The following is a 19,310-nucleotide window of genomic DNA, read 5'->3' as shown; positions in this document are numbered from 1 at the left end:
GGACGCCCTGACCTGAGAGGTTCACTCCATGACGCCCTACTCCCCAGCCGAGGTGCGCAGCACCGCCGCGAAGCAGCTCTCCACTCCCCTCGCCGCCGTCGACGCCTGCGTGACAGGGACCCAGGCGGCATTTGCCACCGGCCGCACCCGGTCGATGCAGTGGCGCCGGGACCAGCTGCGGGGCATCCTGCGACTGCTTGAGGAGCGGGCGCCGGAGATCCATGCGGCGATGGACGCAGACCTGGGGAAGAACGACGTCGACTCTCACCTCACCGAGGTCCTTTCGGTGAAGTCCGAGGTCAAGACGACGCTGAAGAACCTGACCAGCTGGACCCGGGACCGGGGCACCCCGGTGCCGTTCATCGTGGGCAGCGCTCGCGCCCACGTGCAGCGTCAGCCGCTGGGCACGGTCTTGATCATCGGACCCTGGAACTACCCCTTCCATCTGCTGCTGATGCCACTGATCGGGGCGCTGGCGGCCGGGAACTCCGTGGTGCTCAAGCCCAGCGAGCTGGCCCCGACGGTCTCCGCGACCGTGGCGAAGCTGATCCCGGAATACCTCGACACCGACGCGGTGCGGGTGGTCGAGGGCGGCGTCGAGGAGACGACCCGACTGCTGGAACACCGCTTCGACCACATCTTCTACACCGGCAACGGCACGGTGGCCTCGATCGTCATGACCGCTGCGGCGAAGCATCTGACCCCGGTCACGCTGGAGCTTGGCGGCAAGTCCCCGGTCTGGATCGACGCGTCCGCGGATCTCACCGCTGCCGCGGAGGCTCTGGTGTGGGGCAAGTTCAGCAACTCTGGCCAGACCTGCGTGGCGCCGGACTATCTGCTGACCACCCCCGAGCTCGCCGAGCCGCTGGCTCGGGAGATCGCACGGGTCACCCGCCGGGCCTTCGGATCCGACCCGTCCAGGGCTGAGAACTACGGGCGGATCATCAATGAGCGCCACGCCGAGCGTCTCGCCGGACTGCTGGACTCAGGCCGTGCGGTCATCGGCGGGGAGGCAGACCCCGCCGCCCGGTACATCGCACCCACTGTGCTGCTCGATGTAGACCCCGACTCGGCGATCATGCAGGACGAGATCTTCGGTCCGATCCTGCCGATCCTCACGGTGGCAGATCACCAGGCCGCCATCGACTTCATCAACGCCCGCCCCAAGCCGCTGGCGCTGTACGCCTTCACCGAGCACCCCGAGGTGCGCGAGGCCCTCCTCGCGCAGACCTCCTCCGGCGGGATCACCTTCAACACCGTGATGACGCAGCTGGCGGTGTCCACGCTTCCCTTCGGCGGAGTGGGCGCCAGCGGCATGGGCCGCTATCACGGGGAGTACAGCGTGGCGACCTTCAGCCACGAGCGTGGCGTGCTGCGCAAGCTGCCCGGGTTCGATCCGACTCGGCTCGCGAAGGCCCCCATCTCCTGGGGCATGCGCAAGATCCTGCTCAAGGGCTGACGTCGGCTCAGGCGTGGCGGTAGGTCGGCAGCACCGCGTTCGAGGTGACGATGACCTTGCCCAAGGGCATCAGCGAGACGGGGATCAGCTTGAGGTTTGCGATGCCCAGCGGGATGCCGATGATGCTGATGAACATCGGGATCGCGGTGAGCACGTGCCCGATGGCGATCCAGATTCCTGCCACCAGGACCCAGATCACGTTGCCGATCGTGGTGAACAGGCCTGCACCCCGGGGACTGCGGTCCACGATCGTGCGACCGAACGGCCACAGCGCGTAGGCCCCGATCCGGAAGGACGCCAGTCCGAAGGGGATCGTGATGATCAGCAGGCAGCAGATGATCCCGGCGAGGAAGTAGCCCAGGGCCAGCCACAGACCACCGAAGACCAGCCAGATGACATTGAGAATCGTAGAGATCATGGAGTTCATGCCTCTATTCAATAGCATTCGCGGCGGCGCTCAGAAGGGAAGCGGTCCCGAATCGGAGTCGATGAGCCGCGGTCCGAAGACGCGAAGCTGCTCATCGGAGAGGCTGCGACCCCGATGCTCCCCCGCCTTGCCGTGCAGCACCGTCTGCTCGATCAGCGATCCAAGGAGCTCTGCGACCTCCTCCTCGGAAAGGACGCCGCGGTCTGCACTTGAGCCTTTAAGTAAGCGAGAAGATTGCTTTTGCGGCTGATACGCTCTCTTGATGCCGCAGATTCGAATCTCTGATGCAGCCCAGTTCCTGGGCGTCAGCGACGACACCGTGCGTCGCTGGATCTCGAAGGGTCAGCTGCGCGCCGAGGACGACCCCCACGGGCGCAAAGTGCTCGACGGGGCCGAACTGGCGGACTTCGCCAAGGCCCGCGCCTCTGCCCCCGGCGATTCCGGCAATACCCGGAGCTCAGCCCGGAACAGATTCACCGGCCTGGTCACCGCGGTCCACAGCAACCCGGTGATGTCCCAGGTCGAGCTGCAGTGCGGACCATTCCGTGTGGTCTCCCTGCTCAGCACGGAATCCGTGCGCGAGCTCGGACTGGAGCCCGGGGTCATCGCCACGGCATCGGTGAAGGCCACACAGGTGGTGCTGGAGAAGCCGATGAAGGAGCCCTGATGAAGCGTCTCCTGGCCTCCGCATCGGCACTGTCCCTGATGCTGCTCAGCGCGTGCGCCTCACCCGAGGAGCCGACGGACACAATCCAGGTGTTCGCCGCTGCGTCGCTGACCGAGTCCTTCACCGAGATCGGGGAGCAGTTTCAGCGAGATACCGACGTCGAGGTCAGCTTCAACTTCGCGGGCTCCGCAGACCTGGCGGCTCAGCTCGGCCAGGGTGCGCCCGCCGATGTCTTCGCCTCCGCGGATGAGGTCACGATGAACGGCGTCGAGGCTCTGACCCGGAGGACGCCGGCGATCTTCGCCTCCAACACCCTGACGATCGTCACGCCCGAAGACAATCCTGCCGCAGTGGAGGATCTGACCGATCTCGCCGGTGACGACGTGATCACCGTGATCTGCGCCCCCCAGGTGCCCTGCGGGGCCGCCGCCGCACAGGTCACGAAAGCGGCCGACGTCGAGCTCTCCCCGGCAAGTGAAGAATCGGCCGTCACCGACGTCCTGGGGAAGGTCCGTGCAGGTGAGGCCGATGCCGGACTCGTCTTTGTCACCGACGCCTCGGCCGCAGGCGCGGACGTCCAGCGAATCGATTTCGCGGAGTCCCAGGACGTCGTGAACCGGTACCCGATCGCCACCCTGGAGTCTTCGGAGAACCCCGGAGCCGCAGAGGAGTTCCTGGCGTTCGTCGAAGGCGACCAGGGGCAAGCAATTCTGCACGAGGCCGGTTTCGGTCGGCCATGACACTCGCCTCGCCGGTCATGCCTCGCCCGAAGAACGGTCGGCACGCCTCGTCCAGCCCTCGATGGCTGCTCCTTCCCGCCTCGATCGGGATTGCCCTCATCCTGGTCCCGATCCTCGCGATCGTGCTCCGGGTGTCCTGGGATGAGTTCCCCGCCCTGGTCACCTCCTCATCCTCGATCTCGGCCCTGATGCTCAGCCTGCGCACCGCCGGCGCGTCCACGGTTCTGTGCGTGATCCTGGGTGTGCCGATGGCGTTCGTGCTGTCCCGGCTGAGATTCCGCGGCCACGGCGTGCTGCGGTCCCTGGTGCTCCTGCCGATGGTGATGCCCCCGGTGGTGGGCGGCGTCGCCCTGCTCTACACCTTCGGACGCCAGGGACTCCTGGGGGAGTCGATGAGCGCGCTGGGCATCAACATCGCGTATTCGACGACGGCGGTGATCCTCGCCCAGACCTTCGTGGCCATGCCCTTCCTGGTGATCACGGTCGAGAACGCCCTGCACGCGCTTGATCCGCACGTCATCGAGGCCGCCGTGATGGACGGCGCCGGCCCCACCGCGGTGCTGCGTACGATCATGCTCCCGCTGATCATGCCCGGCCTGATCTCCGGGGCCATCCTGGCGTTCGCCCGGGCACTCGGGGAGTTCGGCGCGACCATCGCCTTCGCCGGAAGTCTGGAGGGCGTCACGCGCACCCTGCCCCTGGAGATCTACCTGCAGCGCGAGACGGACCCCGATGCGGCAGTGGCGCTGTCGCTGCTGCTCATCGCCGCCGCGGTCCTGGTCGTCGGCCTCGCCGGAGCGAGACGCCCGGCCATGTAGGCCAGGTGGGCACATTCCGGCGGGTCGACGGATCAGGGGCAACCTCAGGGGCAGGGCAGGCGCGAGAAGCTGTGCACCTGCGATGTGGGGACGCTGGCGGCCAGGCGTCCTCGCGGATCAGGCGCGGGGGCTCTTCCGCCCGCGAAGGACCGCCAGCACGATCGCCGCGAGCAGTCCGGCCACCACGATGCCCCCGACGACGACTGCCCAGACCGGCAGACCTGGATTCTGCTGCGTCTCCGCAGCGGCGTCGCCGGCGACCGGCTCATCCGCCTGGTCAGAATCGGCGGTGGTGGGGTCGGCGGCGTCGTCGTCCTCTGGAGCCGTGGGCTCGCTCTCCGGCTCGGTCTCGGTCGCAGTTGAGGGCTCCGGCGTCGGTTCCGCCGGGGCGTCCGCCACTTCGAACTCGAAGGAGCTCTCTTCGGCGTGCCCGTCGGAATAGACCACCCGGTAGGCCACCGTGTAGTCACCGCCGGGAAGCTCCTCGGAGAGTTCGGTGGACATGGTGGCGCCTTCGATCTCGATCTCACCCGCCCAGTTCTCGCCGTCCGCATCGCTGACCTCGATGACGTTGGCGATGGACTCCCCGGTGGTGAGTCCTCCGCCGGAGAACTCCAGGGTGACCTCCTCCGGGCTCTGTTCCAGCACTGCGCCCGCCCCCGGAGTGGAGGAGATGAGTGAATCGTGCGCCCAGGCGGGAGCCGCCATGGTGGTGACAGCCAGGCCGAGTGCGGCGGTGGTCGAGAGGGCGGTGATGCGGCCGGCGCGCTGGCGTCCGGTGTTGGGTGTGCGGGATGTGGAGACGCTTGTTGACATGAGAGTGGTGCTTTCCGTCGTGGAGTGACTGGCGCCCCCGGCGTCGAGCCGTGGGAACCACGTGGCGGTGTCAGCTCACGAGGACCGGCGGTCCGCGCAGGGTCTGCGCACCCCTGCCGCACCAGAGATCCCGCAGGATCACGGTGGTGAAGGAATCATGTGCACGAATGGCGCGTGGACCGGCCAGCGAGACCGGGCGCAGGAACAGCCGCAGCGCCGGGCGAAGCAGCAGCAGACCGCTGAGGGCGTGCAGAATCAGCTCACCGCGACGGATCACCGCGAAGGTGAAAAGTGCCGCGAGGACGTGGGCGAAGATCATCGGCGCATCGGGCAGCACCTGGGTGACCGTGCTGGCCTGTGCTGCCGCGGTGATGACGACGGCGTGGTCATGCGCCGCGTGCCCGGCGTGGGCCACGGCATCACTGGAAACCGCACCACTGGACAGCGCATCACTGGACGCCGAGCCACGGGAGACCGTGGTGCTGGCCGATGCTCCGGCGGCCGGGAGGAGTGCGAAGAGACTGTGGAGCACCGCCTGGCTGAACACGACGGCGACGCCGAGCCGGGCCCGGCTGAGTCGGACTCCGGAGAGCGAGGCGCACACGGGGAGGCTCACCGCGAACGCCAGGACGATGACGATCCAGTGGGGCATGTGATGTCCGGCGAGGGAATGGGAGACTGTCGCGGAGCCGATGGCCAGACTCGCGGCCAGCAGGCCACGGATCAGCCGTGCCGCACCGGTGACGGGGCGTGGAGAAGGGGTGAAGTCCGCGGCACTGACCACTGGAGACCCCTTCCCTCGGCTGATGCGGGCGAGTCTACTACAGCGTGTAGAACTCGGGCGGGGTGGGAGCGAGGTCCCGACGGCCCACTCAAGGTTGGCCTGTTCCCTGAGGCAGCGGATGGCGACCGCGTGGCGGAGAAAGAGCGACTCCACCGCAGGCCCCAGAAAGGCTGCTTATAGCTCATTGCGGAAGATCTGCGATGAATAAGATCCTTGGACCGAGAAGTGCTGCCACCACCCAATGGGCCCGATGACTCATTCCCAATGCGGGTCTCCATCCAGGAGCAACGACAGCGTGACACGGGTCTTCTGAGTTCAACCCATCGTCGTCGACTCTCGTCTATCGAACGGTTGCGCTCGTCGCGGTGCGTCTCGACCCGAATCCGCTGAGGTCGAACATAATCACGCTATGACGATCACCCCAGCGCCGACAGCCACCCGCGACTCATGGCCCCAGCGGCTTCTGCGCCTCGCGGGATGGGCGGCGTTCGTCGTCCTGGGCACGGTCGGGGTCTGGTTCGGGACATTTGCCGCGCTGCCCTGGCACCTGGGTTACACCTATGACCCGGCGACGGGCGTGGAGCATGGCCCGTGGATCCCGTGGCAGTTCCTGGTCTGCGGCGTCCTGCTCGTGGGGATAGCGGTGGTGACGTCCTGGCACCGGTACTGGCCCACGGTGCTGCTGATGCCGCCGTCGCTGACTCTTGCCTGGAGCGTGACCGCCAGCAGCGAGGACATGACGGGCCTCTGGCTCGTCGGGGCAGGCTTCATGGCCTTCGGCAGTGTCATGGGGACACTGATCGTCTTGGGCATCACGCGTTTCGCCCGGCCTGAGCACGCGCTGCCAAGGTCCCCCTTCGCCGGCAGCTCCAGCGTGTCGCTGCGCGACTGACACAGCCTCGAACATAATGACGCGATGACCACCACTCCACAGCCTGGATCCAAGGATCCCGGTCACTCGCGGCGAAGCCCGCACTTAGCGGCCTGGGCCGTCTTTGTGGTCCTGGGATCCGCCGGCGCGTGGTTCGCCTGGATGGGGTGGGACCAGGAATATCAGGTGGACCCGGTGACCGGGCTGGAGCACGGCCCCTACGAGGCCTGGCAGGTGATCGGCTGCGGGATCACCCTGCTGGCGGTCGCCCTGCCCGCCTCGTGGGGGCGGCACTGGAAGTCCGTGCTGCTGCTGCCGCCGTCGCTCACCGTGGCCTGGAGCGTGACCGCGGCCAGTCAGGACAGCACCGGATTGTGGCTCGTCGGGGCGATCATGGTGCTCATCGGCAGCAGCCTCGGCACAGGGGTCGTCTTGGGCGTCACCGGCGGGGCGGAGAGCCTCGTCCGGAGACTACGGAGGCCTGACACCCCGCGAAGGTGAGCCCACAGCAGGGAGAGTCGGCGCCTGCCGCATCCAGTGGGCGATTTGCGGGATTCTCCGAGCGGATCCGGGTCTGAAAATCCCGCAAATCGCCCGCTCGATGAGACGAGGGGCCGCGCGGCGGCGGGCTCAGCGGTCCAGCGTCGTCGCCAGCGGCTTCTCCTCCACGAAGAGCAGCATCACGGTCGCGATCAGCGCGAGCGGCACCATCCAGAGGAACAACGGCACCAGGGCCTCGTTATAGGACTCCACGACCACCGTGTAGATCGAATCCGGCAGGCCGCGCACCAGTTCCGGGGTCAGCGAGTTCGCACCGACCCCGCCTGCGGCGTCGGCGGGCAGCCGCTCGGTGAGCATCTCGGTGAGCCGGGTCGCGAAGAGCGATCCGATCACGGCCGAGCCCAGCGTGGCCCCGACCTGGCGGAAGTAGTTCTGTCCCGCGGTGGCGGTGCCCACATGGCGCAGCGCGAAGGAGTTCTGCGCGACCAGGGTCAGCAGCTGCATGGTGCAGCCCAGCCCGAGCCCGAGCACCCCGAGGTAGAGGCATTCCAGGATCACCGGGGAGTCGGCGCTGACCGTGGAGAGCAGCCCCAGGCCCAGCGCGGTGATCACGCTGCCGATCACCATCGTCTTCTTGTAGCGACCTGACTTGCTCACCCGGCGCCCGACGATGATCGAGGCCACCAGCAGGGTGCCCATCATCGGGATCATCAGCATGCCCGCCTGCGCGGGGCTGTAGCCGGTGACCATCTGCAGGTAGGTGGGCATGTAGCCCAGGGCGCCGAACATCGCCACACCGGTGATCAGTCCGGCGACCATGGTGAGCACGAAGTTGCGGTTGCGGAACAGCATCAGCGGCAGGATCGGCTCCGGCGTCCGGTATTCGATCCACGTGAAGAGCAGGCCCGAGACGACCAGCGTGGCCAGCAGACCCAGGATCATCGGGGAGGTCCAGGCGTATTCGCCGCCGCCCCAGGTCGCCACCAGCACGACCGCGGTGGTGGCGACGCCCAGCAGCGCCATCCCCCACACGTCGATGCGCCCTCGCGCCTCGGGTTCACGCGCGGGCAGCTTCAGCAGCAGCACGATCCCGATCAGCGCGAGCACGCCGAGCGGGACGTTCATCCACAGCGTCCAGCGCCAGCCGGGACCGTCGGTGAGCCAGCCGCCGAGCAGCGGGCCGGCCACCGAGGAGAACGCGAAGACCCCACCCATGACGCCCATGTAGCGGCCGCGCTCGCGCGCGGGCACGACGTCGGCGATGGTCGCCTGGGAGAGGATCATCAGACCGCCGCCGCCGATGCCCTGGATCACGCGGGCTCCGACGAGCTGGGACATGCTGTCCGCGGCGCCGCCGAGAGCAGAGCCGATGACGAAGGCGATGATCGCGAAGATGAACAGCGGCTTGCGCCCGAACATGTCTCCGAGCTTGCCGTAGACCGGCATCATCACGGTCGAGGCGAGGATGAACGCGGTGATCACCCAGGCCATGTGCTCCACCCCGTCGAGCTCTCCGACGATGGTGGGCAGCGCGGTGGCCAGCACGGTCTGGCCCAGGGAGGCCATCAGCATGGCGAGGATCAGGGCGCTGAAGATCCATCTGAGGTGCCCGGTCTCCGGCTCAGACGGGGCGCTGGCGTCTGCGGCCGGTTCGGCGTCATGTGCTGCTGATGGGTCGATCCTCGGCACCGAGGAGGTCTCTGGACTGGTCATCGGGTGGTCTCCACGACTTTTCTGAACAGGGCGATGGTCTCGCTGATGAAGGGGTCCAGGCTCTCCGCGCCGGACTCGTGATAGCGGGAGAAGGCGAACTTGGTGATGCCGCCGGCAAGTGCCAGCAGCGCCTCGAAGGCGTGGGCGCCGGCCCCCTCGGGCAGGTGCATCCCGCCCTGGTCCGCCTCGGAGTGGACGGCTGAGTAGACCAGCCGTTCCACCTGGGCGAGCAGCTCGGCGAGCCGGGCGCGCAGCTGCGGGTGCTCGGCGATGATCGCGCGGCGCTGCGCGGCGGTCTCCTCCGGCAGACAGGTGCGCACCACGGAGACGAACAGATGCACCACGCGGGTGAGCTCATCCTCGGTGGAGGCATGGAAGCGTTCGACGACGGCCGGGTCGAGCTCCGCTGACCGGGTCCCCAGCACCGCATCCTCCTTCACCGGGAAGTAGTTGAAGAACGTGCGCCGAGAGACTCCCGCCCGGGCGGAGATCTCATCCACGGTGGCCGCTCCAGGGCCGTTGGCAGAAGCCAGGGCGAAGGCTGCCTGGTGGATGGCGTTCCAGGTGTCGCGCTGGTTGCGCTTGCGCTGCGTCAGATTTTCTTGCACCAGTGCATCTTATGCACTGATACAAATTTGCACAAGTGCAAGTAACTGGGGTTCACCACGTCTAGGCGTGACTGATCCAGCGTCGGCAGAGCGGGCCAATCTCCTGATGCCCACCTCAGCCGCAGATCACCCCTCGGGCTGACGCACCCGAGGTGATCCTCAGAAAGAATGAGGCAATGATAGAATCACTCACACTTGCCACCGACGTCGCGACCACCGTGGACGGGGACAGCTGGGTCGCCGGCCTGCAGAGCTGGACCCAGGAGCTGCCCGCCGCGCTGCAATGGCTCGGCGTCATCCTGATCTCCGCCGTACCCTTCGTGGAGTCGTTCTTCGGCGCTCCGATCGGGATCCTTGCCGGGATGCACCCCGTGGTGGCGATCATCGCCGCCGTCGTGGGCAACATGCTCTCGCTGATCCTGGTCGTCTACGTGGCGCACTGGGTGCGCACCGCGATCCTGCACAAGCGTCCGCAACAGATGGATCCACAGAAGTCCGCCAAGCGCGAGAAGGTCCGCCGGATCTTCGACCGCTTCGGAGTGCCCGGCGTGTCCATCCTGGGGCCGCTGGCACTGCCCAGCCAGTTCACCGCCCCGCTGATGGTGTCCTTCGGCGCCTCACGTCACGCGGTGATGGCATGGATGTTGGTCTCGGTGATTCTCTGGGGCGTCGGGTTCGCGCTGCTCACCATCTGGGGACTCACGCTGATCGCGTAGTCAGACCGCGCGGGCAGGCTCAGCGCTGCTCGGCGTCCTTCGGGTAGCGCTGAAGCTCGCGGGATCCCTGGGTGAGGTTCTTCAGCTCCACGCTGTCATCGAAGTTCGCACCGATCGCGCCGGCGAAGGTGCCCAAGGATGCTGAGAGCCAGGCGATCTCGACGTAGTTGATGAAGCCGGTCTCCTCCCCCAGGGTGTCAGCCATGAACCCTGGTTCGATCAGCAGCAGCCCGACGACCAGGATGGAGCCGAAGAGCACCAGATAGAGCGCCGTGACGCTGGTGAGCAGGCTCACCGCCGTGGAGATGTTGTACATCGCGGCTTCGCGGGCGCCCCCGACGGCAGCGGATTTGTCCCAGAGTCGGTTGCTGATGATCAGCCAGGCGCTGACGATGGTGATCGCGGCCACCGACACGATGGCGAGTCGCCAGTGCGGCAGAAAGCTGGCCATCTCCCAGATCGTGGTGAAGAAGATGCCGAAGGCGCCGGTGGCCGCCGCGGCGGCGAAGACGCCGGAGAGTTTGGGCAGAGACCAGAACGGCTCGTTCGCCGCGACCATCCCCAAGGTCATCCAGAACCGCCCCGGGAACAGCATCCCTGGGGAGATGAAGAACGTGTCATCGCCCTTCTGCTCCTCGACATGGGCGTAGTAGCCGCCGTACTGGCGCGCCGGTTCCACGGACTCGTTGATCAGTGCGGTGACCACACGGTGCAGCTCGCGGCGCAGCGAATGCATGATCAACGTCGGCCCCAGCGCGGGGAGCGAGATGATCGCGAGCCGGTCGGCGAAGTGCAGCTCCGCCGTCTTGGGGCGTTCCCCGGCCATGCGTGGGATCTCGGTGACGATGACCGTCATATCGGCCTCGGCCTCGCGGGCCCAGCGCTTGGCCACCTCGAGGTCCAGGGTGGCGTCATCGCGCAGCGGGATCAGCACCTGCTGCTGGGTGACCTCGGCGCCGCGGGCCCAGCCGGAACGGCGGCCGCGCTGCGGCTGCTGGAGCATCTTGCGCACGAGCAGGGAGGTGCGGCCCGGGTCAGAGTAGACCACGATGCTTCCGTCGCGGACAGGCAGGTCCGTCTCGGGGTACTGGGCGACCTGACCCTGGTTCTGGGTGTCCTGCTGCCCTGGTGCCGTTCCTTGACTCCGGTCCTCATGCGTCTCTTCGCGCGTCTCCTGCGATGCCATGTCACCACAGTACCGTTGCGACTCGAAGCAGTGTCAGCGCACTGATGCCGCGCTGACACTGCTCACCAGCGGCTCAGGAGTCGCTGAGCATGTCCAGCACCAGGGGTTTCACCTGGGTGCCGTAGAGCTCGATAGCACTCATCATGTGTTCATGCGCGAGGCTGGCGTTGCCGTATTTCATGCCGAATCGGGTGTTGCCGAGCAGCTTCTGGGTGCGCACGATCTTCTTGGCCACAGTCTCGGGGGAGCCTACATACAGGGCCCCCTGGTGGACTTCCTGCTCGAACTGGGCCCGTGAGGGGTGGCCGTTGCCCCAGCCGCGCTCTCGGCCGAGCTTCGCCATCGACTCGGCCCAGGACGGGTAGAACACGTCCAGCGCCTCCTCGTCGGTGGGGGCGACGAATCCGTGGGAGTGCACCGCGATCCGGCGGTTGCCGCTGTGACCAAATTCATCGAGCGCCTTCTGGTAGAGCTGGGCCAGGGGGCGGAAGCGCTCGGGGGCGCCGCCGATGATCGCCAGCTCCAGGCCCAGACCATGGCGTGCGGCGCGAACCACCGAGTTGGGGGTGCCGCCGACCGCGATCCAGGTGGGCAGGCCGTGTTCGTGATCGGTCTTGGGGTAGATCTCCTGGTTGTTCAGCGAGCCGCGGGTGTTGCCCTGCCAGCTGATCGGGCCCTCGGAGCGCAGCCGGGTAAAGAGCTCGACCTTCTCCTCGAAGAGCTGCTCATAGTCGGAGAGGTCGTAGCCGAAGAGCGGGTAGGACTCGATGAAGGAGCCGCGGCCCAGCGAGACCTCGGCGCGGCCGTTGGTGAGCCCATCGATGGTCGCGAAGCGCTGGTAGACGCGCACCGGGTCGTCGGAGGACAGCACGGTGACGGCGGAGCCGAGCTTGATCCGTTCGGTGGCGGCGCCGATCGCGGAGAGCACCACATCGGGTGCCGAGATCGCGTAGTCGGGGCGGTGGTGCTCGCCGATGCCGATCACGTCGACTCCCGAGGCGTCGGCCATCTTGGCCTCGGCCAGGACGTTGCGCAGCACCTGGGGCTGTGGGACATCCTGCTCGCCGTCGAGGGTCTTGGTAACGTCCCCGAAGGTGTGCAGGCCGAGTTCGAAATGGTCGCTGTGGCGCTCTGTGCTGATGCTCATGGTCGGTGCAACGCAGACCCACCCCAGTTCATTCCTCAAAATTTGAAGGACTTGAGGATCTTCGAACTCCCGCTCAGCTCATCCGGGCCGCGGCCCGGCGCACCGCCGCCGTCAGCCGGTCCATGGCCGAGGTCGTGCTGGACCAGTGCTGCCAGTGCAGGGTGGTCTCCTGCTGACCGATCTCCTCGACGATCGCCAGATCCCGATGAGTCCCCTCCATCACCCCGGCGGGCATCATCGACTCGGGGATCATCCCCCAGCCCAGTCCGTAGCCGACGGCCGCGTTATAGGCCTCCACCGAGGGCACCATATGAGTCGTCGGAGTCCCGGAGACCCCGAGCCGGCGCAGGCCGGTGCGCTGAAGCGAATCCCGGATGCCGTATTCCACCAGCGGAACCCGCTGCCAGTCCACCACCCCGGCGGTGGAACGGTGCCGGTCGAGCAGCTCGGTGCTCGCAACCGGCCAGTACCGCATCACCCCCAGCACGGTGGAGCGGCAGCCGGAGACCGGTGCAGGGTTCTCCGCCACCGCAGCGGCCACCGTGCCGTTGCGCAGCAGCTCGTGGGTGTGCTCCTGGTCCTCGGCGTAGAAGTGCAGCTCCACGTCGTCCCAGGTGGCAGCCTCCTGCAGCACCCGCAGGAACCAGCTGGCCAGGGAGTCGGCATTCACGGCCACCGAGAGGGTGACGGTGGGCGCCGCCTGCCCGGGAATTCGATGGAAGCCGAGGCTCCGTCGCGCCTCATCCTCAAGCATCACGGTCTGCCGGGCGATCCGCAGCAGCTCCGCTCCGGACTCCGTGGGCACCACGGGGACCGTTCGGGTGACCAGCACGTGGCCCACCTCCTTCTCCAAGGCCTTGATGCGCTGAGAGAAGGCGGAACCGGAGATCTGCAGCAGCGCCGAGGCAGACTCGAAGGTCCCCTCGTCCACCGCCGCGACGAAGGCACGCAGGTGATCGGTGTTCATAGGTCCAGCCTAGTCGTAAATCTGAAGCATTGCTTCAGATAGTGAAGGATCATGAGCTGGTGCGGATAGGGGTGCGGGTTCCAAGATGGAGCCATGACCATCTTGCTCACCGGACTCCTGACCTGCCTGGCCCTCATCGTCGCGATCGGCCCGCAGAGCGCCTGGCTGCTGCGCCAGGGCCTGCGCCGGGATCGCGTGCTGCTGGCGGTGACCTGCTGCATCTTCGGCGACATTCTGCTCATCGCCCTGGGCACCGCGGGTGTTGGTGCGGTGCTCGATCACGCGCCGTGGCTGATGGAGGTGCTGCGCTGGCTGGGCGTGTCCTACCTGACCTGGTTCGCCTACCGCTCCTTCCGCTCGGCCCGCCGCGCGGGTCAGGCGCTGAAGCCCGAGGTCCACGTCGAGCTCTCCAGCCAGCAGGACGACGACGCACCCGTCGGCTCCGGCGGAGGCGGCAGCGGCGTGAAACAGGCTCAGCGAGTCCAGGTCACCCGGATCTCCGCGATCGCCGCGACCGGGCTCAGCGTGAGCATCCTCAACCCGCACGCCTGGGTGGACACGATGGTGGTGCTGGGCACCATGGCGAATACCTTCGGGGATCAGCGCTGGCTCTTCGCCGGCGGCGCGGTGCTGGCCTCGATCATCTGGTTCAGCGCACTGGCCCTGGGCGGTGCGGCGCTCTCCAAGTGGCTCAACCGGCCGCGGACCTGGCAGGTGCTCGACATCCTCGTCGGGGCGATCATGCTCGTGGTCGCCGGTCTGCTGGCGTTCAGCGGCTTCTAGTGTCGGCGCAGCACCGACTGGGCGGCATGGAACCCGGCCATCCCGTGGGCTCCGCCGCCCGGAGGCGCCGAGGCCGAGCAGAGGTAGACATCCGGACCAGAACCGCCGGGGCTCACACCACCGGCACCTGAAGCGGTCAGACCTTCTGGGGCGCCCGGCGCCTCATCGTCGACATGCGGCACCCGGTAGGGGTCCGCGCGCAGCGCCGGGCGGGCCAGGAACTGGCGCAGCGTCGGGGCGCCCGCGCTGATCGAACCGCCGACCAGATTGGGGTTCCACTCCTGGAGGTCCGCGGGACTCCAGAGCCTGCGCGCCTGCACGGCTGCGCCGAATCCGGGGGCCTGGGCCTCGATCTCGGCCTCGATCATCTTCGCAGCGCGTGTCACCGCAGGCCCGGAGAGCCCGCCAGGCACATGGGCGTAGGCCCAGGCCACGGTGCGTTCGTCGGGGGTTCGGGAGGGGTCGGCGACGCTGGGCTGGGTCAGCAGCACATAGGGCCGCCCGGGCAGCGTGCCGCGCACGGCGGCGGCCTCGGAGGCGGCCATCTGCGAGGCTCCGCCTCCCAGGTGCACGGTGCCGGCCTGGCCCATGGACTCATGCCTCCACGGAATCGGGCCCTCGAGCAGGTAGTCGATCTTGACGATACCGGTGCCGTAGTTCCACCGGCTCAGCGCCCGTGAGTAGCCGCGCGGCAGCCGCAGTCCGCCGAAGCTGCGCAGCTGCCGCGGGGACAGGTCCAGCAGCACCGCGTCGGGCATGTGCGCCGGGGTCCCAGTGGCGCCGGGCTGGCGCAGCTCCTCGAGGCCGGTGATCCTGCGGTCGGTGACCACCCTGCCGCCATGGGATTCGAGCTCCGCGACCAGTGCGCTCACCACCGCGCCGGAGCCTCCGCGAGCCACCGGCCAGCCGCTGACCTGTGCGGCGGTGCCGAGCAGCAGCCCGAAGGCTGAGGTCAGGGGCCCTCGCAGGTCGGTGGTGGCATGCCCGGCGAGGCCGGCGAAGAGCGCCTTGGCCGGAGCTTCGGTGAAGATCTGCTGCAGCCAGGTCGCCGGCCAGGCGCCGCGCACCCCGATCTGGGCCAGGGACTGTAGCCGACGCGCGGCGGAGTCAGACTGCAGGTTGCTCAGCGGTGCGGTCACCGGGGTCATCCCTGCGCGCAGCACCCGGTCCCAGTCCCGGGCCACCGGGCCGAAGATCCGGGTCCAGGCGGCGCCGTCGGGGCCCAGCCCGGCGGCGGTGTCACTGACCGAGGAGTGCAGCAGGACCGGCGGTGCGCCGTCGTCGAGCCCGTGAGCGGCGGGGATCGACGGGTGGACGTATTCAAGGCCGTGGCGCTCGACGCCGGGGACCGGAGGCGGTCCGAAGGGAAACACGCTGGCTCCGAGGTCGCTGATCACGCCCTCCCCGCCGGGCACCCCGCGCCCGAGCTCGCCCGCGAAGAGCTCGGCTGAGCGCATCGCGCCTCCAGGCGCGTCGGCGGCCTCATAGACGGTCACCTCCCAGCCGGCCTGGGCCAGCAGGCAGGCGGCGGTCAGCCCGTTCGGACCGGACCCGACGACAGCGGCTCGCTTCATGAGAAGGGACCTTTCAGCTGGGCGACCTGGGCCGCGATGTTGCGGATGAACACCACCATCCAGGAGAACAGCACGGCGGCGCCGATGAGCTCCAATGATGTCAGGTTGTAGTAGCCGATGGGCTCCCACAGGGCGCCTGCGAAGATCACGCCTGCGGCGGCCAGGTAGCTGACCAGGTAGAAGGTGCGCGGGAAGCCGGGCAGTAGGTAGGGCATGCCGATCAGCAGGATCAGGAAGGAGAGCCCGAAGCCGGCGGTGAAGAGCACGTGGATGTCATGGTGCAGGCTGATCGGCACCAGCCCGACCCCGGCCAGGGAGATGCCCATGGCGATCATCACCGTCCGAAGCATCCCGATCCGCGGGCTGGAGACGTGCCGGCTCACCGCGCCGGTGAAACGGACCGCCAGGGGGAGCTTGCCGTCGCGCCGACGCCGGTCCTCCTGACGCTGTTCCAGCGCCTCGTCGCGGGTGACGGTGATGTGGTCGGACCAGATCTCCAGATCCCGGGTGATGAACGCGGTCAGGGTGGTGATGATCGTTCCGGAGACCACGAGTGTGGTGTTGAAGGTCCAGAAGGAGGTCAGCCCGGCCTGGCCGGTGCCCAGCTCGGAGAACATCACGTGCCACCAGAACGGATTCTCCGCGAAGATCATCGAGACCAGCACGCCGGAGGCGGTGAAGATCGCGAGCAGCGTGGAGAGGGTGAACGCATTGATCCGCGCGCCCGAGTTGAAGCTGAAGTATCCGGAGGTGCCCCCGACGATGGCCAGCAGCACCGCTCCCGCGATGTGGTCCACGGTCAGCCCGATGAAGGCCTCCTGGAAGACCCGGAAGAGTCCGAGTGAGACCATCACCGCGATCGAGGCATGGACCACCAGCAGCGCGAGAGTGTCCATGACCTGCCGGATCCGCGGCCGCTGGCCCAGCCAGATGTTTGCCAGTCGGGTGTTCAGTGAGAAGCCCAGCAGGAAGGCGAGCCCGGCGGTGACTCCGCCGACCACGGAGCCGTAGACCTGGATGGACTCGTCCCCGGCGAGCGGCGGTCGGTGATCGCCGAACACGAAGAATCCCAGTCCGAGCCCGATGAGCGCTCCGCCGATGGCGCACCAGATGGCTCGGGACTCGATGAGCACCTGGAGCCGGGCCTGGGTCTCGGCCTGGGAACGGGTGGTCTCCGCGGGGTGGGAGGCCTCCTCCACCGCGGCCTGCGCCGCAAGTCGGCGGGCGGTGCCATGGGTGGACGGGGATCTGATCACCGCTCAAGCCTTGCCGCCGCGACAGCTTCTGGCAAGCTGGTGCGGTGAACTCCCAGCGAACGGACCTCTCCGGTGGCCAGTGCCGCCCTAGACTGGGCACTCATGAGCACTCCGACACCTGAGGCACCCGGTCCCCGAGACGCCCCTGGCCCGCCGCAGCGGGTGGATCGAGGTGACCATGTCGTGGCCTTCAGCGCGGAGGTCGCCGCCTCTGCGGAGGAGCTCTTCGCCCTGGTCGCGGATCCGCACCGGCATCACGAGCTCGACGGGTCGGGCACCGTGCAGAGCCGGGCCTTCGGTCCGCATCGGCTGCAGACCGGTGATCGCTTCAGCGTGGCCATGCGAGTCTTCGGAGTTCCGTATCGGCTGCCGCTGCGGGTGCTGACTGCAGCGCCGCCGACGACGCAGCGGGCAGGCGTGCTGGAGTGGGCTCAGCCCACCGGGCACCGGTGGCGTTGGGAGATGGCCCCGGTCCCGGCGGACCCGAGCCGCACAGTGGTCACCGAGTCCTATGACGCACGGAATCAGCTGCGAGTCGTGCGAGCGGCCCTGAGACTCTCGAAGGTGCACTCCCGCAACGGGCATGGGATCGAGGCCTCGCTCTCCAGGCTGCAGAATCGGTTCAGCCCTGACAGTTGAGCACGGCATCCGGCCCGTGGACCAACCGCGGTTCTGCGCCGCCGATGGACTAGCATTAGGCGCACACCAGCGCCCGCCGCCGCGAGGCCGCGGATCTCGGACGGGTGCTATGACCTCGGGAGAGGAGATGCATGTTCGATGTTGATACTGACCGGACCCTCGTAGCGGCAGCAGACCTGGTCAACACCAGTGCTGGACTGCGCAGTGCCACGCCCGGTCTGGACCAGCTCACCACGGTGACGCAGCTCAAGGAATATCTGGGTTCGCGAGATCCGGGGATGCGGTGGGCGTCCTCCGGCGCTGATCGCGCGCAGCTGGAGAAGGTGCAGCACCTGCGTGACAAGGTTCAGCGGATCTGGAGCTCGACGCCGATCGAGTCCGATGCCCCGGTGCAGGTGCTCAACGAGCTGCTGGACGGTGTGGGGCTCAAGGTCGCGCGCGGTGCCGACGGCGAGTACCGCGCTGAGCCGGTCCCGGCGTCGAAGGACCTGGCAGATGTGATGACGGCGAGCGTCGCCGCCGCCATCCAGCACCTGGTGGTGCGGGATGAGACGGCGAGGATGCGGACCTGCAAGGGTGAGAGCTGTGACGCGGTCATCATCGACCTCACACGCAATCGCTCGCGTCTGTTCTGCGACTTCGGCAACTGTGCCAACCGCGCTCATGTGCGGGCCTACCGGGCACGCCAGGCGGCGCATCGCAAGACGTTCTCCACGGCACCTGAGGCGGCCGCCGCTGCGGTGCATTCGTCCCGGCACGTGGGAGCCTCCGCGGACACGCTGGACAGTCCGCGACTGGTCAAGCCGAGCGCGGCGGAGAAGGCGGCACAGATCGAAGTGCCCACCTCTCAGTCCGCCCGGGCGGCCAAGGAGTTCCGTGATCGGATGCGGGACGAGCTGATGGAGAAGCGCGAGAAGAAATCGACCAAGAAGTTGAAGAAAGAGAAGAAGAAGGTCAAGAAATGAACGCATGACTGAGGGACCGTCACGGAAACAGGAGGCTGTGACGTGCTTGTCAGTCAGGGAGCGTGATCCCGGGTCGTCTGGTGCTGGTGCTGAAAGGCCGGAGTCAGTGGGCTCGGGATCAGCGCGCCCAAAATCCGTGCGCCCAGCATCAGTGCGCCCAGACTCAGTGCGCCCAGACTCAGTGCGGGCGCCGGTCAGCGGCGGTCGTCGCGACGCCCATAGGTCGGCTCGTCGCCCTCGGGCTCACCGGCATCTCTCCGGGCCTGGGCGGCCTCGTCGGCCTTCTTGCGGCGGGCGTCTTCGCGGCGCTTGGCCACCTGCTGGCGGTAGAGCTCTTCGGAGTTCCGATTCACGCCGGAGCCCTCTGCCAGGTGCTCCGGGTTCTCCCGCGAGGCCAGGTGGAGCATCGAGATCACGAGCAGCGTCGCGATGAACCCGATCCCGAATGCGATCAGTCCCAGATCCATCCGGGCCGGGTTGTCCGTGCCGCCGGAAGAGGTGATCAGCGTGACGAAGCCCGCCAAGAACCCCATGGCGAACGAGAAGATCAGCGGAGCCTTGACCGTCTCGAGCAGAGATCGGCGCCCCTTGTCGTCTTCAGCCACTGAGATTTCCTCGTTCCTGAGCATCGGTATCTGGTCTTTGGTGGGCCGCGCCTGCGGCGTGGCACCAC

The 19,310-nt window shown here is 67.8% G+C and carries 21 protein-coding genes; 10 read left to right on the top strand and 11 right to left on the bottom strand.

The window, feature by feature from the left end:
• Positions 1 to 28 precede the first annotated feature (28 nt).
• On the top strand, positions 29 to 1,459 hold the full coding sequence (locus ACHAA4_RS09025) for an aldehyde dehydrogenase family protein (protein WP_435773841.1): 1,431 nt from the start codon (positions 29 to 31) through the stop codon (positions 1,457 to 1,459).
• 7 nt (positions 1,460 to 1,466) lie between these two features.
• Here the strand turns inward: ACHAA4_RS09025 and ACHAA4_RS09020 are convergent, their stop codons facing one another.
• Complete coding sequence (locus tag ACHAA4_RS09020) at positions 1,467 to 1,874, bottom strand: YccF domain-containing protein (protein ID WP_106122688.1); 408 nt, start codon at positions 1,872 to 1,874, stop codon at positions 1,467 to 1,469.
• 274 nt (positions 1,875 to 2,148) lie between these two features.
• Here ACHAA4_RS09020 and ACHAA4_RS09015 point away from each other — a divergent pair, with 274 nt between their 5' ends.
• Genes ACHAA4_RS09015 through ACHAA4_RS09005 form a run of 3 tightly spaced genes read left to right on the top strand, consistent with a single transcriptional unit; the run spans position 2,149 to position 4,111 of the window.
• Positions 2,149 to 2,553, top strand: a complete 405-nt coding sequence (locus ACHAA4_RS09015) for a TOBE domain-containing protein (protein WP_435773840.1) — start codon at positions 2,149 to 2,151, stop codon at positions 2,551 to 2,553.
• Entirely contained in the window at positions 2,553 to 3,293 is a 741-nt protein-coding gene (gene modA, locus ACHAA4_RS09010) for a molybdate ABC transporter substrate-binding protein (RefSeq protein WP_435773839.1), read from the top strand. Before ACHAA4_RS09015 ends, modA begins: the two co-directional genes overlap by 1 nt.
• Positions 3,290 to 4,111, top strand: a complete 822-nt coding sequence (locus tag ACHAA4_RS09005) for an ABC transporter permease (RefSeq protein WP_435773838.1) — start codon at positions 3,290 to 3,292, stop codon at positions 4,109 to 4,111. Before modA ends, ACHAA4_RS09005 begins: the two co-directional genes overlap by 4 nt.
• A 117-nt stretch (positions 4,112 to 4,228) precedes the next feature.
• Here the strand turns inward: ACHAA4_RS09005 and ACHAA4_RS09000 are convergent, their stop codons facing one another.
• On the bottom strand, positions 4,229 to 4,927 hold the full coding sequence (locus ACHAA4_RS09000) for a copper resistance CopC family protein (protein ID WP_435773837.1): 699 nt from the start codon (positions 4,925 to 4,927) through the stop codon (positions 4,229 to 4,231).
• 70 nt (positions 4,928 to 4,997) lie between these two features.
• A complete protein-coding gene (locus ACHAA4_RS08995) occupies positions 4,998 to 5,711 on the bottom strand; it encodes a hypothetical protein (protein WP_435773836.1) in 714 nt (237 codons plus the stop codon).
• Positions 5,712 to 6,120: 409 nt separating this feature from the next.
• Between ACHAA4_RS08995 and ACHAA4_RS08990 the strand changes: the two genes are divergently transcribed.
• Both ACHAA4_RS08990 and ACHAA4_RS08985 read left to right on the top strand, forming a co-directional pair.
• Positions 6,121 to 6,603: a hypothetical protein gene (locus ACHAA4_RS08990; protein WP_435773835.1), complete on the top strand. Its 483-nt coding sequence runs from the start codon at positions 6,121 to 6,123 to the stop codon at positions 6,601 to 6,603.
• A 24-nt stretch (positions 6,604 to 6,627) separates the two neighbouring features.
• The gene (locus ACHAA4_RS08985; RefSeq protein WP_435773834.1) at positions 6,628 to 7,083 is read left to right on the top strand and encodes a hypothetical protein; all 456 of its coding nucleotides are present in this window, start codon (positions 6,628 to 6,630) and stop codon (positions 7,081 to 7,083) included.
• A gap of 129 nt (positions 7,084 to 7,212) precedes the next feature.
• On the opposite strand, the gene ACHAA4_RS08980 is transcribed toward ACHAA4_RS08985, so the two are convergent.
• Together ACHAA4_RS08980 and ACHAA4_RS08975 are read right to left on the bottom strand one after the other, a co-directional pair.
• Entirely contained in the window at positions 7,213 to 8,796 is a 1,584-nt protein-coding gene (locus ACHAA4_RS08980) for an MDR family MFS transporter (RefSeq protein WP_435773833.1), read from the bottom strand.
• The gene (locus ACHAA4_RS08975) at positions 8,793 to 9,404 is read right to left on the bottom strand and encodes a TetR family transcriptional regulator (protein ID WP_435773832.1); all 612 of its coding nucleotides are present in this window, start codon (positions 9,402 to 9,404) and stop codon (positions 8,793 to 8,795) included. The genes ACHAA4_RS08980 and ACHAA4_RS08975 overlap by 4 nt, the downstream gene beginning before the upstream one ends.
• Positions 9,405 to 9,580: 176 nt before the next feature.
• On the opposite strand from ACHAA4_RS08975, the gene ACHAA4_RS08970 reads away from it, so the two are divergent.
• A complete protein-coding gene (locus ACHAA4_RS08970) occupies positions 9,581 to 10,120 on the top strand; it encodes a small multi-drug export protein (RefSeq protein WP_435773831.1) in 540 nt (179 codons plus the stop codon).
• Positions 10,121 to 10,139: 19 nt separating this feature from the next.
• Here ACHAA4_RS08970 and ACHAA4_RS08965 read toward each other — a convergent pair whose 3' ends face one another.
• From ACHAA4_RS08965 to ACHAA4_RS08955, 3 genes are all read right to left on the bottom strand, one after another.
• The gene (locus ACHAA4_RS08965; protein WP_435773830.1) at positions 10,140 to 11,306 is read right to left on the bottom strand and encodes a hypothetical protein; all 1,167 of its coding nucleotides are present in this window, start codon (positions 11,304 to 11,306) and stop codon (positions 10,140 to 10,142) included.
• A 73-nt stretch (positions 11,307 to 11,379) separates the two neighbouring features.
• On the bottom strand, positions 11,380 to 12,453 hold the full coding sequence (locus ACHAA4_RS08960) for an LLM class flavin-dependent oxidoreductase (RefSeq protein ID WP_435773829.1): 1,074 nt from the start codon (positions 12,451 to 12,453) through the stop codon (positions 11,380 to 11,382).
• Positions 12,454 to 12,526: 73 nt separating this feature from the next.
• The gene (locus ACHAA4_RS08955; RefSeq protein ID WP_435773828.1) at positions 12,527 to 13,420 is read right to left on the bottom strand and encodes an ArgP/LysG family DNA-binding transcriptional regulator; all 894 of its coding nucleotides are present in this window, start codon (positions 13,418 to 13,420) and stop codon (positions 12,527 to 12,529) included.
• A gap of 93 nt (positions 13,421 to 13,513) precedes the next feature.
• Between ACHAA4_RS08955 and ACHAA4_RS08950 the strand changes: the two genes are divergently transcribed.
• The gene (locus ACHAA4_RS08950) at positions 13,514 to 14,203 is read left to right on the top strand and encodes a LysE/ArgO family amino acid transporter (RefSeq protein ID WP_435773827.1); all 690 of its coding nucleotides are present in this window, start codon (positions 13,514 to 13,516) and stop codon (positions 14,201 to 14,203) included.
• Here ACHAA4_RS08950 and ACHAA4_RS08945 read toward each other — a convergent pair.
• Complete coding sequence (locus tag ACHAA4_RS08945; RefSeq protein ID WP_435773826.1) at positions 14,200 to 15,777, bottom strand: phytoene desaturase family protein; 1,578 nt, start codon at positions 15,775 to 15,777, stop codon at positions 14,200 to 14,202. The genes ACHAA4_RS08950 and ACHAA4_RS08945 overlap by 4 nt on opposite strands.
• Positions 15,774 to 17,033, bottom strand: a complete 1,260-nt coding sequence (locus tag ACHAA4_RS08940; protein WP_435773825.1) for a hypothetical protein — start codon at positions 17,031 to 17,033, stop codon at positions 15,774 to 15,776. The genes ACHAA4_RS08945 and ACHAA4_RS08940 overlap by 4 nt, the downstream gene beginning before the upstream one ends.
• A 102-nt stretch (positions 17,034 to 17,135) precedes the next feature.
• Between ACHAA4_RS08940 and ACHAA4_RS08935 the strand changes: the two genes are divergently transcribed.
• The gene (locus ACHAA4_RS08935) at positions 17,136 to 17,672 is read left to right on the top strand and encodes an SRPBCC family protein (protein WP_435773824.1); all 537 of its coding nucleotides are present in this window, start codon (positions 17,136 to 17,138) and stop codon (positions 17,670 to 17,672) included.
• A gap of 131 nt (positions 17,673 to 17,803) precedes the next feature.
• The gene (locus ACHAA4_RS08930; protein ID WP_435773823.1) at positions 17,804 to 18,637 is read left to right on the top strand and encodes a CGNR zinc finger domain-containing protein; all 834 of its coding nucleotides are present in this window, start codon (positions 17,804 to 17,806) and stop codon (positions 18,635 to 18,637) included.
• Between the two features lie 194 nt (positions 18,638 to 18,831).
• On the opposite strand, the gene ACHAA4_RS08925 is transcribed toward ACHAA4_RS08930, so the two are convergent.
• Positions 18,832 to 19,242, bottom strand: a complete 411-nt coding sequence (locus ACHAA4_RS08925; RefSeq protein ID WP_435773822.1) for a hypothetical protein — start codon at positions 19,240 to 19,242, stop codon at positions 18,832 to 18,834.
• Positions 19,243 to 19,310: the final 68 nt, after the last annotated feature.

The organism is Nesterenkonia maliinae (assembly GCF_051262655.1).
GTDB lineage: Bacteria > Actinomycetota > Actinomycetes > Actinomycetales > Micrococcaceae > Nesterenkonia.
This window is presented reverse-complemented; position numbering and strand designations above follow the sequence as displayed.